Source organism: Paenibacillus nitricinens, from assembly GCF_052056485.1.
Classification (GTDB): Bacteria; Bacillota; Bacilli; order Paenibacillales; family Paenibacillaceae; genus Paenibacillus_AQ; species Paenibacillus_AQ nitricinens.
The window spans coordinates 4,243,716-4,259,291 of sequence record NZ_CP183948.1 but is presented as its reverse complement, the minus strand read 5'-3'; the positions used below and the strand labels follow the sequence as shown (position 1 = coordinate 4,259,291).

Below are 15,576 nucleotides of genomic sequence, written 5' to 3'. Positions count from 1 at the left end.
AGATTAATTTAGAGGGAGATGGGCTGAATGGATAACAACCAATCTTATCTCAAAAATAGATTTTACAAGGTAATCAGTCTAATGGTTATAGGTTTGCTGCTTGCCATGGAGTTGACCGGTATTGTCTCAGCAGGAAGGGAGGAAATTGAGGAAGACCTTACAAGTGAAGCAGCGGCAGTTCAGGAAACGATTGCCCAGTGGATTTTTAAAGACAAAGGCGAAAATGGTGTATTTCCGGCTACAGACGGGGTATATCAATCGTCTTCATCCATTCGTGATGTAGGAACTAATACGGATGCATACACCTATGATTCAGGTGAGAACAGCGTACGCAACCAGGGCTGGCATGAAGGAACGGGTCTAAAGTACTGGCTTGCCACGCTTTCTACCCAAGGCTTCGAAGGTATCTTCCTCTCATCACAGCAAACCTCTTCAAGTACAGGACCCAGGGATTTTAAGGTGCAATACAGTATAGATCAACAGGAATGGACAGATGTTACGGGCGGCAACCTTGTTCTAGCCCAGAACAATTTTAATTGTTCCAATAATTCCTGCAAATTAACGAACCTCGCTTTGCCTGCTGGAACAAACAATCAAGATATACTCTATATCCGCTGGGTGGTAAACTCTGCGAAAAGCGTAAGCGGGGGAACGGTGTCCAGCTCAGGCTCAAGCAGAATTAAAGATGTGGTAATTAAAGGAACACGCAGCAGCGGCGAACCTGGGGACGCTCCCACACTTGAGGTAAGCAAAACTCCCTCTTCAGGGGCTGCAGATGTTCCCCTTAACGCAGAGATCACAGTGAAGTTTAACAAAGCCATCAGCCTCGACAGTAGTTATCAGGTTGTAATCACAGAAAACAATGTTCCTCTTAACAACATCTCTGCTTTGCTCCTCGGTCAAGATACAGTCAAAGTCAGCCACCCTAATTTCACTGCCGGCAAAACTTACAACGTGACCATCCCAAAAGAGCTTGTTAAGGGGACTACGGATGGCCGGACACCGGAGAACGATATTACCTGGAGCTTTAAGACGAAGTCTCCGGATACCGGCATCAAAACACCAACGCTGCTGAACATGACTTTTAATGGGGACCCAAAGACAAGTATTGCCTTTGACTGGTATACAGCCGAAACCGTCAGAGGTACAGTAGTGCAAGTAGTGGAAGCTTCCAATGCGGGAGGAAGCGAGTTCCCGAAACAACTGGCAGCTTCTTATGAGGGCAGCGCAACAGTTATTGAAACCTTAATGACATCAGGAGACAGAAGCTCCAAGAAGTATAAAAAGTTCGCTAGCCACAAGGTTATTGCAAGCGGTCTTAAGCCTGGAACCAAGTATATCTACCGGGCCGGTAACGGTGATGCGGACGGTTGGAGCGAGGCGGGTTCTTTTACCACGGACAAGGCGGATAATCAGGACTTCCATTTCCTCTATGTAACCGACACCCAAGGTTCAAGTAAATCGAATTTCGATCTGTGGCAGGATACTTTTAAGCGAGCTATTGAGAAAACGATAGATCCCAAGTTTGTTCTTCTTACAGGGGATCTAACGGATGACGGTGATCTGGAGCAGCTGTGGCAGTGGTTCTTGGGTGTGCCGAAAAAAGAATTTGCCAATGTACCATTTGCACCGATTATCGGTAACCATGAGATAGAGGATTATCCGAATAATAACTTTTATAATCATTTTAATCTACCAAAAGATGTTGGGACGGGTGCTCATGACGGGTCGGTATATGCTTTCGAATACGGCGATGCCCTGTTTATGCAAATCAATTCCCAGTACGAAGGAGAGGTCAAGCCGTACAAAGCAGATATTCAGTTCACGAAGCAATTGGAATGGATGCGGAATCAGGTGGCAAAGACCGATAAGAAGTGGAAATTCGTCTCTATGCATAAGGGAGCTTATTCCTCTGGGGATAATGCTTCGGCAGAAAGCGACCGGGTAGAGTTTTACCGGAAATACCTGATTCCTGTATTTGATGAGCTGGGTGTGGATATGGTGTTTGAAGGACATGACCATATGTATATGAGGTCTTTTCAAATGTTGAACAACGTTCCGATTAAGAATGTTATTACCGATGAGCAAGGAAATGTGCTGAATCCCAAAGGGACCGTGTATCTAATGGGCAACTCAGCCGCTTCGAAATTCTATGCTATTAATCCAGATGCAGACAGTTTTTTTGCAGCAAAAAACGATCAGCCCAACAAGAAAATGTTCGTGGATGTATCCATTACAAGCGACGTGCTGAAATTCACATCCTACACAGCAGTTAAAGATAAACCCATTGCCGTCTATGACGCTTACAGTATTAAAAGGACTGACGTTAAACCCGGCATAGTCCAAAATCCAAGCGCAGTAAGACAGTCCGGGAACCGTGCAGTTCTTTCGTGGAAAGCGCCTGTAAATAGCTCTGAGCCAGTGCGAGGTTACCGGATTTACGAGAAAAATGATAAAGTCAGCACGAACTGGAGCGTGTATGTGCCGGCGGTAAACAGTCAGACAAGTTACAGCTATACATTAAACGGCATAGATTCTGCTAAATCCTACAATTTCGTTATTAAAGCAGTGGGGACAAGAAGTAATTCGCTTCCAGCAGAAGCAGGAATGCAATGAATCCTCAATTGTATTAAAAAGCAAAAAACCACGAAGTACAGTTTCACTGTATCTCGTGGTTTTACCCAATTTAGGGATTTGATTTTTTCACATCATTATTTCAATAACCATAGCGCCGGGGAATTGGCAGGCTCCCAACTGGTTATCGATGTATGGGCTTGACGACATTCATACACAGAACCATTATAGGTTACCAACGCACCGACTGTGTAAGAGGTATTAGGTGCCCAAGCTGGGGTTGTAGACGCTGTCGCAGTTGTTCCATTGATGGTGCTGGCCACTGATTGATTGTCTGCGGCGTCGAAGGCATATACACTGAACGTATATGTTGTTCCTGCACTAAGACCTGTTACTGTATAATCCGTTGTGGCTCCAGGTACAGTGGTGATTAATGTCGTTCCTCTATAAATACGGTAGCCTGTAACACCAACATTATCCGTTGACGGATTCCACATTAACTGAATGCTGGAGGATGTTGGGGTCCCCATAACATGTAAGCCGCCGGGGGCTGTCGGTGCTTGCGTATCATTACCGACGGGTGCATTGGTAGTAACACTGACGGAATTGCTTCCATTTGAGACATTGCCAGCAGCGTCTCTTGCCTTGACACTAAAGGTATAGGCAGTATTCGCGGTTAATCCAGATACGGTGTAATTTAATGTTGTGCCGGATACGGTAGCAACCAAAGAAGATCCGTTAAATACTTGGTACCCTGTTACACCGGTATTATCCGTGGATGCGTTCCAGGCCAAGGAAACGCTGGTGGATGTTTTTGCAGTTGCCGTCAAAGCAGCTGGCGCGGAAGGCGCTTGGGTATCGACAGGGTTGCTTCCGCTAAAGTTGACATCAATGACATTATAGAAGGCGTTCGGAGTATCTGCGACTTCCCACACAGCCAAGATGACGTGGTATCCACTACGTTCCGGAACGTTAAACGTGTCTGAGTAAGAGAAGGGTGGCTGTACACCTCCATAGTTCACCGAATAGAAAGGAGTCAGGTCGAATGAGTCTCGAGTAAGAGCGGCATTAGGATTCCAGTTAGGCTTTGTAATATAGTATTTCCAGCTTGCCGTCGAATGAGCGGCAGTCAGTTTCCAAGTGAAAGTATTTTGTCCAGCAGATATGTTGACTTTAGACCAGCGTGTAGCCGATTGTTCATCAAGCTTGGGAAAAGCTCCGTTAGCGCTTGCAATCTTCCCGTCTGCTGGCCCTGCAGCAGGGAACCCCTTAGGTGCCTCTAGACTTTGGGGCTCATAAACAATCGGGCCACAATCTGTATTTTGTCCGGATTTACAGAGTGCTGCCCTGCTAGCAGGTCCTTCAACATAGCCGTGAGAAAAGGACCTTTCCGGAAATAGCATTACAACCAATGAAATAATCAACATGATACTCCCATAAGCTAGCAGCTTTACCCAAGGTGAATGAGAAATGCGAAAAGATGACATTTTATTCCTCCTCTTTTAATGAAATATGCACTGCGAATGAATGATGCATTCAGACCCGAACGTCTTATCTCAATTACAACTCCTTTCTTTGTTGAACGTAATTATATAAACTCATAAGAGCTCATATATCGACATGAAAGGTAGAGAAAAAAGTGTGTAGGGCTAAATTCATTGAATGATAACAATTGTTGTAACTTCATAGTGATTATATGAAAATAAATGGAATTTGTCTACCATAAATAGAAGAAATATGCTATTTTCTAGTATGAAACGACTTCCTCAGAACCCGATTTACATTTCTCCTATCTTCCTCTTTAATACTTGGAATTTGAAATTTTCTTCTTTCTTCTTTTTTTGTGAAATGAAAATTAATGTATGTAAAATAAAGAGGAAAACTATATATTATTCAGAAAATTACAATAACAACGCTTTCAAAGGTTGCTATTTTTGGTTTTATTTACTATTATTAGTTGGAATTACTAACAAAGGATGTAAGTGATTGAAATTAGTGTGGGATTAACTGTCTGGAGAACAGTTCAATTCATAGAATTATAAGCTTTAGATAGATAAAAAGGAGTGAGGAGATGCAATACTTTTTTTATTTGTTAACCTTCATTTTTATTGGGTTTCAAACTCTTTACACAGTCATCCCTTTATTTTTCAGTAAAGTTAAGAAATTGAATAACGAATGTGATGAAAAATCGATTTCCGTTTTAGTTCCTGCTTATAACGAGGAGCTCACCATTAAGAACTGCATAGATGCAATGGAGGGCCTAAATTACTGTAATTATGAAGTCATCATTATTAATGATGGTTCAAAGGATCAGACGTTTCAAAAATTACATGAGCTTTTGGACTTATCGATAAGTGATAGAGAAGCAGAGGGGAAGCTTTCATACGCTGCTATTAAAGGGATTTATTTTTCGGAGAAATATGAAAAAATATTTGTAATTGATAAAGTCAATGGCGGAAAGGCAGATTCACTTAACGCCGGTATCGATTGTGCGAATACTGATATTGTGATCACGTTGGATGCAGATAGCATGCTGGAAATTAACTCGCTTAAATATGTAAATCAATATTTTCAAGATGATAAGATCATCGCCTTAGGGGGTACGGTAAAGATCGTACAGGGCGCTGAGAAAAGGAACGGCGTTATCCAAGATAAATTTACTGGTAAAGGTATTATAAAAAGCCAAGTTATCAGTTACATCCATGGATTTTATGTTAGAAAACTAACACAATCCGTTTTTAATTCAATTGTCGTTATTTCAGGCGCATTTGGTGCTTTTTATAAGAGTATATTGGTGGACGTTAACGGGTTTAGAAGTACTGTAGGCGAAGATATTGATATTACTTTAAAAATTCACGAGTTCATTAAAGCGAATAACTTGAATAAGAAGCTCGTCTACGCGCCAGAAGCCGTATGCTACACGGAATGCCCAGAAAACTTAAGTAACTTTTATAAACAAAGAATACGCTGGCAAAAAGCCTTTGTAGATTGCATTTTAATCTATTGGTCCAAATTATCACGAAAGTTTAGCATTGGTGTCAGTCTCTTTTTTGCTATCGATGGTTTTGTTCTAGGTACATTAACAGCATTTACAAGCATTTTTTATCTTATACAATCACTCTTTTTAGGTACCAATTTATTTAAGGCTTTTATTCTCATGTTGTCTGTAATTGTCATTAATGCGCTGCAAATCGGAATTTCTCTCTATTTATGCAAAAAATATGGCGGCAATTATTCAGTTAAAGATTATTTTAGAATGTTTTTGTTTAGCCAAGTTGAATTACTAACCTATCGAAATCTGCTGCTTTATATGAATATCGTAGGCACGTTTAAATACTTTGATAATGACGAGGGCTGGGGATTCGTTGAGAGAAAAGGTGTTTCAAGTATCAGCTAGTCTGCTACTGTAACTATCAGCAAACTACTCATCAGGAGGTATTTATGAATCATATATTGAAAGATAAACGAATTGTATTTATAGATGTATTAAGAATAATATCCATCATAGCTGTTATCATTTTGCACTACACTGCAGACTTGCTTACAAGGACAAATGATTTCAATACAACCTCTTGGTGGATTAGCAACATTTTTAATTCGATATCTAGATTTGCTGTGCCAATATTTTTTATGATAAGTGGTGCGATGATCCTTCGAGTGGAAGTGAAATCATATCGGCAATTTTATATTAAAAAAGTACTTCCTTTAATCATTTCCTTAGTTAGCTGGTCACTTATTTATGCCGTTTACACCCAATATATCATTCAAAAAAGCAGCATGGGCGTTTATGATTTTTTCATTCATTTTTCGTACGGTTTAATTTTTGATAAGAATTATATACATTTATGGTTTCTGTATGCAATTATTGCGATCTATATAACAGTTCCATTAATTAGTAAGCTGGTAAAAGTGTGCAGTGAAAAGGATTTAAAATATTATCTGTTGATATGGTTTTTGGTTAGTGTGGTTTATAAATTCATCTCCGACCTCGTGTTCAGATTGACCTCTGAATATATTAATATTCCCATAACTAACATCCCCTTGTTCATGGGTTATCTAGGATATTTTATCCTGGGATATTACCTCTTCAACTATACGATATCTGTCAAAACTAAAAATATTTTCTTTAACTTAGGCATTATATCCTTTTTTTTAACGCCATTAGCGACCTATTTTTCTTCCTTATCTAGTGGTGTGTTAGATGAAATGTTCTATGGCAACTATTCACTCTCAACATTTTTTATGGCTATTGGAACGTTTATCTATTTTAAAGAAAAAGAAACCGTGATTAGCGAGAAGTTGAATTACAAAGTCAAAAAAATAATCAGCTCCATTTCCAAGGCTAGCTTTAGTATCTACTTAATTCATTTGTTAGTTGAAATATTGGTATCCAGAAGAGCAGAAATACAAGCTACTCTACTCCAATCCATAGTTAACCTTACTTTTAATGTCATTATTGTATTCTTATTTAGCTATATCACGGTTAAAGTCTTAAATCTAAATAAATATATTACACATGTATTATTTGGGGGAAGAAGTTAACATGATGAAAATAAGTATATATACAAAAATCTTCATCGCTATATTAGCTATAGGCATGGGAATTTACTATTACAATCTCAATGATTCAGACAAAAAAATAACCTCCGTGTACATACCGTTATGGAAAGACTTTAAAGATCTTAATTTAAAAGACAAAAACATTGATATTGCTATTCTCGCCTTTGCTAAAATTGATAAAACCAATGTATATTTTGATCTGGACCCTGCTAAAAATGAGATCATTAAAGAAAATATAAAAAAGCTGCAATCAAATAATAAAAAAACGAGTTTCATCCTTGGTGTTGGCGGATATAAAGCGGACGGATTCTCCGATGCTTCTATGGATGGAAACCGGTACTCTTTTACTGAGAGTATGATCGCAATGGTTAAGGAGTTGGATTTAGATGGGATCGATATAGACTGGGAATATCCAGCCTTTGATTCCTGGAACACAACTAAAGCCAGACCAGAAGATACCAAGAACTTTACTAGTCTTATGAAGGAACTTAATGAAAAACTGGATAGACTTCCGCGTAAAAATAAAAATTACTATTTAACCTTTGCTGCTGGAAATGAAGATTGGTTCTTCAAAAACGTTGAGGTTAAAAAAGTAGAAAAGTACGTGGATTTCATTAATGTGATGAGCTATGACTTGACTGGAGCTTGGTCAGAAACAACAGGGTATAATTCAAATTTATTTATAGATAAGAATAGTAAGAGCAAAACCAGCGTGGATCGTATAATTCGTTTATATTTAGATCGTGATGTTGATCCGAGTAAGCTTCTACTAGGTGTTCCAGCTTATTCCTACGGATGGGAGAATGTTAAAAGTGATGAGAATAAGGGCGCCTCATTTTTACTGGGTAAACCCATCAATATCGACAAAGTAGATTTAAGCTACAAGACAATAAAAGAAAAATATATGAGTCAAGATCGATTTAAACGATACTTTGACGATACAGCTAAGACGGCCTATTTGTATGATGGTGATACTTTTATTACGTATGAAGATAAAGAAGCCTTGCAGGCAAAAGTTAAATATATCAAAGATAAAAAATTGGCTGGTGTCATGGTGTGGGAGTATTCTCAAGACTCCGAAGAAGGCATAGTAAAGTATTTATCTGATAATCTGAACAAGTAGTTATTGCTAAATGGTCAAGTCAAAATATGCATAGAATTTAATATATAAAAAGAGAATAGGTGCTGCTCCCGCAAACAATCCTCCTTTAAACTAGAAACGTACTTAATAAAATCTGCTAGAGGAGGATTCAAATGCGCAAAAAAGTTATCGGAAGAATTTGCAGTACAATTATGGTTTGCAGTCTGCTTGCAGCAGGGAACGGAACGGCCTATGCCAGTGGCGCCAATAACTCTGATGCGCCTACAAACAAAACGGTCAAGAACGTGATCCTGTTTATTACGGATGGGATGAGCTTGTCCGATGTGAACTTGGCCAGATGGTATCAGGGAGGGCAGGCGCTTACGATGGACAAGTATTTCAGCGGGCTGGTGAGAACCTACTCTACGGATTCACTTACCACAGATTCCGCTGCGGGAGCTACGGCTTATGCCACAGGCCATAAGGTCAAAAGTGAGACGGTATCCATACTGCCCGACCGAATCACGATGCCGTTCGTGGACGCAGTTAAGCCAGAGGACGTGAACAAACCTCTGCTTACAATTATGGATGCAGCGAGAATGGCAGGGAAAAGTACAGGAACGGTATTTACTTGTGAATTAACGGATGCGACACCGGCTACATTTTTAAGTCATGCATATACGCGTGACAATGCACAGTCAATTGCAGAACAGATGGTCTACAGTGGTGTAGATGTTCTTCTTGGGGGTGGGTCCGGGTATTTGGTACCCGGCAAAGAAGATATTAACCGCAAGGATGGAAAAGATTTAACCAAAGTCTTGAAATCAAATGGGTATGAATACGTAACGGATAAAGCAGGTTTAATGAATTCTAAAACGAATAAAATCTGGGGTCTGTTCAACCCCGAAGCACTGGATGCTGATTTTGACCTGAACCCGCAAAAGCAACCGAGCCTTGCTGAAATGACTAAAGTTGCTGTAGAGAAGTTGTCACAGAACGAGAAAGGTTTCATTCTGATGGTCGAAGCAAGTCAGATTGACTGGTATGGTCATGATAACGATCCGGTGGGGATTATGAGTGAGACATTAGCGTTTGATAAAGCCTTCAAAGCCGCTGTTGACTTTGCAGAAAAAGACGGAAATACAGCAGTCTTGTCCGTTTCAGATCATGCTACTGGCGGGCTCAATATGACGAACTATGATTCTACTAAAGACCTAGTCTCCGTGATGAAGAAAGCAAAGCATACCAGTTATTACATTGAAGACAGTATTAATGAGAACAATTTCAAAAAGGTCCTTGCGGATAATTATGGACTTAGTGATTTAACCAAAGAAGAAGCGGATCAAGTCAGATTAGGTATGAAGGATAACCTTTCGCCGGTCATCGGTAAAATCTTGGGAAATAAGATAGGCGTAACCTTCTCTACGGATGATCACACATCGGAAGAAGTCGGATTGTTCGCCTACCATCCGGCTAATTATAAACCGACCGATTTCGTGAACAGCGGTGTAATCCAGAATACGGATGTGAATAAGTATATTCAAGAAGTAACCGGACTAAATCTGGCTGAGCTTCAGGATACGCTGTACGTATCCAGTGATAAATTCATGTCCAAAGGAGCTACGATCACCCTAGACAAGACCGATAAGACGAATCCGGTGGTTGTAGTGAAAAAAGCAGGTCAGGTTCTCAAGCTGCCTATTGATAAAAACATCGCCATTCTGGATGGCAAAACAACGAAACTCAATGTGCTGACGGTAATGATTAAGGATAAAGTGTGGGTTTCGCAGGATGCTGTAGACTTGATTCTCTGATTATTAAAGTTTAGGGTATGATTCTTCGTCGAAAAGTTAAAGCGCTTAAACCCAAAAACCCCTTATAAAAAAGGGGTTTTTGGGTTGGGAAAAGAAATTTCGACTTGAATTGGAATCAGGAAAGTGAGTGATCGTGAAAATCTCCCCGCGGGAGGCTTTTGAACACTTTCAAATTAATGTAATAAGTTAGCGGCTCAAAATCGAAAACAGCGGTTGACGAATCCAAGCGAGCATAAAATGAGGATGAAAATGGAAAAACACCTGCAAATCCTGTGTTGTCAGATTAGCAGAGTTATAACTTCATAACATTATCTCTATACATACCAAGGAAGTACATCTGAAGGTTTTTAGATTGAGCCCAACAATAGGAAGTTAATTTTTTCGTTAATAAGAATTGACTTTCACACTACCTGTAACTACAATAGTTACAGGTAGTAGTAACAGTCCCTGTTACAGATAAAAAAGCACTTCATACTCAAGCACCTGGTGCTTTCTAGTCTGAAGGTCCAGCTGAAGAACTAGAGAGGGGGCATCTCCATTTTTAGGTAATAATGAATTTTTTTGGCGTCCCTTCTTTTGAAAAAGCACAATAGATTAAAGAAGATGCAATTCTACGCGCTAAAAAGTTAGCAGAGAATTTCTAAGTAACAGCGAGACTGCTTAATAATAAAAAATAAAGGTAGGCGTTTTTAATGGAGATAAAACAAGACACCCTTATATATATATGGGATGCATATTGTGGATGGTGCTATGGATTTTCAGAAAGTATTAAAGGTTTTCACAAAAATCACCCTGAAATTCCGTTAACTGTTTTATCCGGAGGATTATTTTTAGATAATCTGCCAATAAAAAAATTCTCATATATATCAGAAGGTAATAAAAGAATTAATGAACTTACTGGTGCGGAATTTGGTCCTTCATATCAGGCGTTGTTGTCAGAAGGTACTTTTACAATGAATTCAAAGGATGCTGCAATTGGCTTTTCAGCTTTACGTTCATTAGCACCGAACCGTTTATTAGAATTTACTTCTGCCATGCAAAAAGCGTTTTATTATAATGGAAAAAGTCTGAGTGACCCTGAAACATATCGTAAGATAGCTATTGATCATCATTTGGATCCTGAACAAGTACTAGAGCGACTAAAATCTCAAGAAACTATAATAGATGTTCAAAATGATTTCAACACGGTTCAACAACTTGGTATAAATAGCTACCCCTCTTTACTTCTACACAAGGATAACCAATTAATTACTATTGGTGGCGGAGTAATGACGTCGGATAAAATTGAAGCACGTTTTAAAGATTGTTATTAAGGATTTTAATTTAAGGTATAAAACATTTATCATTCCACAGAATATATCGGCTGAGAGGAAGAATAAAGCTCCTGAAAAAGCGTTAGAAATTAAAGATGGTTCAATAAAAAGGAGATAAAATTCTATGTTTAAAACAATCGAAATAAATCAAAATGATGTGAAATTGACGATATTTAGTTCTGAAGAAAAAAGTTTTATGGTGACTGCAACCTTAGTTGAAAAAGCAGGACATGCATTCTTAATAAATGCGAAATTTACTCAATCCGATTCGAAAGAAATTGTTGATTTCCTAAATGAAAATAACTTGTCTTTAGATAAAATTTTTATTATTCATGGAGATCCGGACTACTATTTTGGGTTAGAAAGTATTAAAGCAGCTTATCCAGAAGCCATTGCGTATGCCACAGAATCTACTGTTGAACATATTGTTCATTCTGTTTTAGGTAAATTAAAAGTTTGGAAAGATGCACTTGGAGAAAACGCGCCAAGTAATGTTGTATTGCCTCAAGTATTTGCAGAAAAAACTATTGACTTTCAAGGTTTAACATTTGAACTTGTAGGTTTAGATAATTACAGAACTAGCTTATTTAACAGAGAATTAAAATTATTGATTGGTGGCATTGAAATATTCAACGAAATACATGTTTTCTTAGCAGATACTAGCTCAAAAGAAGCAATGGAAGCTTGGATTGAGAACTTGAAAGTGTTACAAGGATTAAATGCTAATATAATCGTACCAAGCCATGGTTCAATAGAAAAATCCTTAGATAATCAAGCCCTTATTGCAACTAGTAATTATCTAAAAACTGCAATTAAAGCCTCTGAAGAAAGTAAAACTTCTACGGATTTTGTTGCAAAACTTGAAGCAGCATATCCAGGCTATGCAAATAAAGGCGTATTAGAATTAAGTGCAAAAGTTGTAACGAAAGAAATTCCTTGGGGGTAATGTTATGAATATTTATCAAAAATTATTACATGAAACGTATGTATTAACCGGTGAAGGAAAATTGGATGCCTTCAAAATGTATTTAAGTGATAATGTATCTTGGACAGAAGCTGCTGGATTTCCTTATGCGGGTACTTATGTAGGTCCAGATGAAGTAGTGAAAAACGTACATGAACGCCTTGGAACCGAATGGGATGGCTATTCTGCAAAAGATGAAATCTATGCGTTTAATAATAACACTGTTATCGTCTACGGAAAATATAGTGGGACGTATAAAGCAACAGGAAAATCATTTATAGCAGACTTTTGCCATCTATATGAATTTGATGAGAATGATAAGGTTAATAAATTTATTCAAATCGTGGACAGCGCAACTGTCAATAATGCATTAAGTTCAAATTAGTTGTTTGTAACTTAATTTGTATACGGGGTAGCGGCAGGATAACCGCATTTTCCTGACGCTACCCCATCGCTATCAAGCTAAGGTTTTACACTACCTATAAAGCAAAAAGACGTTATCCTCTCTATAGAATTTTTGGAAAGGATGGCGTTTTTTTATGAATTTTTCGATTCTTGACGAACTTCCGGTAAAGATGCACGCTGCAACTGAGGATAAAGATATCACGATGAGACAAATTCATCGAACATGCGGTTCAACCGTTGGTGTGAACAGAGCGATAAGATTGACCACGAAGCTGTTAAAAGTGGATGAAAACGATGCTTAATTGGAAAAATGAGAACATCAACTACCATCGCTGCCCAAGTTAGCGAGAGTTTTTATCGTTTTGTAGTTTGTTTTGTTCCATAGGTCAACAAGCGCCAACCCTTTTCTAAGGGTCCCATAGAAAAGAACTTGAACCAGATGGTACTAAAAATGATTTGAATCAAATAAATCAGAACAGCGATGTAGAGAATATCTTTTGGTGAGACGACTTCGAGACCTATAATTGAAATGATTGCTGTCCCTATAATGCTTTGAGCTACATAATTTGTAAATGCCATTTGACCAACTCGTGCTATGGGTCTCAAAATTTTCACGATACGTTTATTCTCTAATAGTAGAAATAATGTGGTTAAGTAAAACAAAGTGGTTGGAAGTGACCCTATGGCTGTAACTGAATCTACATAGCTGTTACCGCTTTGAGAAGCGTTCCAAATCCATAATGAGAAACCAACGAACAAAAGAAAAGATACAATCTGAATCCATCTAATCGGTTTGTACAATTGTTGTATGCGTGTCAGCCAACCTGATTTTGCGGTTAAAAAGCCAGTTAAAAACATGATGAAGATTTGTATAGCGTCATTAGAAAACAGATCTAACACAGTTGATAACACCCCAAGCGAGGGTGAAAATATTTTTGACATCAGGCAAAGGATATAAATTAATGTCATGCCAACAAGCCATTTTTTAAGGGTAGGAATCTTCGCGTAATAAAAAGGGATCAACAACAATCCGATAATGGCGTAAGCGGGTAGAATCGATCCCCAAAAGATAAATATATGAATGATTCCCATCAGCAAGAGGATTAGTAAACGTCTAGCCATACGCTTTCTTGGTTGATCTCCCCGGCTTTCAGCTCTTGAGGCGAAAATGTACAGGCCTACTCCAAAAAGGAATGAAAAAATAGAAAAGAATTTTTTTTGTACGAAGATGGTGATTAAAGTACTGATGATTCCATTAATGCCACTATAGTCTGGCAAGGGATCTCCTTCCATAATAAGTTTAAAGCCCCCAACATTTATAAGCAGTATGCCAAAAAGAGCAAGTCCGCGAATGATGTCGAGTGAAATAATTCTTTCTTTTTGTGAGATGGAGGGGTTCATTATAGTTCTCCTTTGAAAATAATTTTATTTGCCTAGAAGTCACTATAAGTTGCGAACCTTACATTAAATGAATGTCAACATTACAGAATCCTTAAATCTGATAAAATGTTCCAACTCCAGTTGAATTAGAATCCGTTTTATGGTTAATATGAATACTAAATAATTATGGGGTGTGAACTAGAAATGTCAGCATATACGCAACCAATCTTTGTGGCAGCGATCTTTTTTGTTGTTTTAGCATTCGCCTTATTTATCCCATGGCTCGTGTATACCTATAGAAAGTTTAATTATCTGCCTTTTTCAACTACATTAATTTCGTTTTCATTTATCTTTTACTTTCTAGCAGCGTTATTTTTAGTTTTGTTGCCGTTGCCAGAAACACGCAATACTTGTTCGCTACAGAAACCGGGTACACAACACTATTCCCTTATACCTTTTCAATTTATTGTGAGTACCTTTGATAATAATGGTGTAGTTCTGTCACAGCCAGCAACGTATAGACTGTTATTTAGCCAACCATCATTCTATCAAGCCTTTTTTAATTTTTTGCTGTTATTACCTTTTGGTGTTTATTTGCGATACTTTTTTCAAGACAAGAAACACTGGAAGAAAGCGCTAGGGATCACCTTCTCACTAACCTTATTTTATGAGGTCACACAGGTAACCGGCATTTACGGAATTTATAATTGCCCTTATCGTATTTTTGATGTGGATGATTTATTGTTGAATACTACTGGCGGGGTACTGGGATTCTTTATTGCTCCAGCCGTGTTGGCGTTATTCCCCTCCAAGAAGAAAATTAATGAGAAAGCAGAAACATTATTGGCTCTTGATGAAGTGAAAGGGATGTCTGTGTTGCTGGCAGTTATGATTGATATATTTATCAGCAACATAGTGGTTAAAGTGGTGTTGAGTATGACCAACGTGAATATCGTTAGTGAATTTATTGCGACGACAGTGACGCTTTTTATAACACTTTTTATAATTCCGTGGATTTGGAACGGAGCGACCATCGGTACGAAAATTATGCGCTATCGCTATGACAGTAAAGTAAGTCAAAAGGAAACAAACAAGCGATTATTTAAACGCTTTGGTGCGATTTACGCGATATACTTCATAACAGTCATTGCGAATACGTTAAATAACGTGGAGCTATCAATGGATTCTCCATTTTATAAGGCATCCATATTCTTAACGCTGGGTGCTGGATTGACCTTGTTCATATTATCGATCGTGCTGTTCATCCATGCGATATTAGTCGTGTTTGGCAAACAGAAACGCCGCTTCTATTTTGATGATGCTTCTGATTTATATACAACGAGAAAAATAATGTAGAGCTCTCGGCTCAAAACTTACCTAAATCTTGAATAAAAGGGATACTCCGTAGTCTTAAATGGCTACAGGGTATCCCTTTTTTTGTAGATTTAAGCTTGTTGTAAGGTTGGCATGAATTTGCTGTAAGGT

General features: G+C 38.3%; 12 protein-coding genes. 10 read left to right on the top strand and 2 right to left on the bottom strand.

Going from position 1 to position 15,576, the window contains the following annotated elements:
* Window positions 1-27: 27 nt before the first annotated feature.
* Window positions 28-2,616: a metallophosphoesterase gene (locus ACN6KS_RS18905; RefSeq protein ID WP_440960251.1), complete on the top strand. Its 2,589-nt coding sequence runs from the start codon at window positions 28-30 to the stop codon at window positions 2,614-2,616.
* A 95-nt stretch (window positions 2,617-2,711) separates the two neighbouring features.
* Here the strand turns inward: ACN6KS_RS18905 and ACN6KS_RS18900 are convergent, their stop codons facing one another.
* On the bottom strand, window positions 2,712-4,061 hold the full coding sequence (locus ACN6KS_RS18900; protein ID WP_341135211.1) for a lytic polysaccharide monooxygenase: 1,350 nt from the start codon (window positions 4,059-4,061) through the stop codon (window positions 2,712-2,714).
* 584 nt (window positions 4,062-4,645) lie between these two features.
* On the opposite strand from ACN6KS_RS18900, the gene ACN6KS_RS18895 reads away from it, so the two are divergent.
* The 8 genes from ACN6KS_RS18895 (at window position 4,646) to ACN6KS_RS18860 (ending at window position 13,013) form a co-directional block, all read left to right on the top strand.
* Complete coding sequence (locus tag ACN6KS_RS18895; RefSeq protein WP_440960250.1) at window positions 4,646-5,971, top strand: glycosyltransferase family 2 protein; 1,326 nt, start codon at window positions 4,646-4,648, stop codon at window positions 5,969-5,971.
* Between the two features lie 44 nt (window positions 5,972-6,015).
* The gene (locus ACN6KS_RS18890) at window positions 6,016-7,116 is read left to right on the top strand and encodes an acyltransferase (RefSeq protein ID WP_440960249.1); all 1,101 of its coding nucleotides are present in this window, start codon (window positions 6,016-6,018) and stop codon (window positions 7,114-7,116) included.
* Window positions 7,117-7,120: 4 nt separating this feature from the next.
* Entirely contained in the window at window positions 7,121-8,257 is a 1,137-nt protein-coding gene (locus ACN6KS_RS18885; RefSeq protein ID WP_440962420.1) for a glycoside hydrolase family 18 protein, read from the top strand.
* 131 nt (window positions 8,258-8,388) lie between these two features.
* The gene (locus ACN6KS_RS18880; RefSeq protein ID WP_440960248.1) at window positions 8,389-10,029 is read left to right on the top strand and encodes an alkaline phosphatase; all 1,641 of its coding nucleotides are present in this window, start codon (window positions 8,389-8,391) and stop codon (window positions 10,027-10,029) included.
* Window positions 10,030-10,721: 692 nt separating this feature from the next.
* Window positions 10,722-11,342, top strand: a complete 621-nt coding sequence (locus ACN6KS_RS18875) for a DsbA family protein (protein ID WP_094869321.1) — start codon at window positions 10,722-10,724, stop codon at window positions 11,340-11,342.
* Between the two features lie 124 nt (window positions 11,343-11,466).
* On the top strand, window positions 11,467-12,288 hold the full coding sequence (locus ACN6KS_RS18870) for a cytoplasmic protein (protein ID WP_094876273.1): 822 nt from the start codon (window positions 11,467-11,469) through the stop codon (window positions 12,286-12,288).
* A gap of 4 nt (window positions 12,289-12,292) precedes the next feature.
* Window positions 12,293-12,691, top strand: a complete 399-nt coding sequence (locus tag ACN6KS_RS18865; protein WP_094876274.1) for a nuclear transport factor 2 family protein — start codon at window positions 12,293-12,295, stop codon at window positions 12,689-12,691.
* Window positions 12,692-12,845: 154 nt separating this feature from the next.
* The gene (locus tag ACN6KS_RS18860; protein WP_179283624.1) at window positions 12,846-13,013 is read left to right on the top strand and encodes a hypothetical protein; all 168 of its coding nucleotides are present in this window, start codon (window positions 12,846-12,848) and stop codon (window positions 13,011-13,013) included.
* Window positions 13,014-13,065: 52 nt separating this feature from the next.
* Here the strand turns inward: ACN6KS_RS18860 and ACN6KS_RS18855 are convergent, their stop codons facing one another.
* Window positions 13,066-14,112, bottom strand: a complete 1,047-nt coding sequence (locus tag ACN6KS_RS18855; protein ID WP_440960247.1) for a DUF418 domain-containing protein — start codon at window positions 14,110-14,112, stop codon at window positions 13,066-13,068.
* Between the two features lie 183 nt (window positions 14,113-14,295).
* Here ACN6KS_RS18855 and ACN6KS_RS18850 point away from each other — a divergent pair, with 183 nt between their 5' ends.
* Window positions 14,296-15,447 (top strand): VanZ family protein, encoded by a 1,152-nt coding sequence (locus ACN6KS_RS18850; RefSeq protein ID WP_440960246.1) that lies wholly within the window; start codon window positions 14,296-14,298, stop codon window positions 15,445-15,447.
* Window positions 15,448-15,576 lie beyond the last annotated feature (129 nt).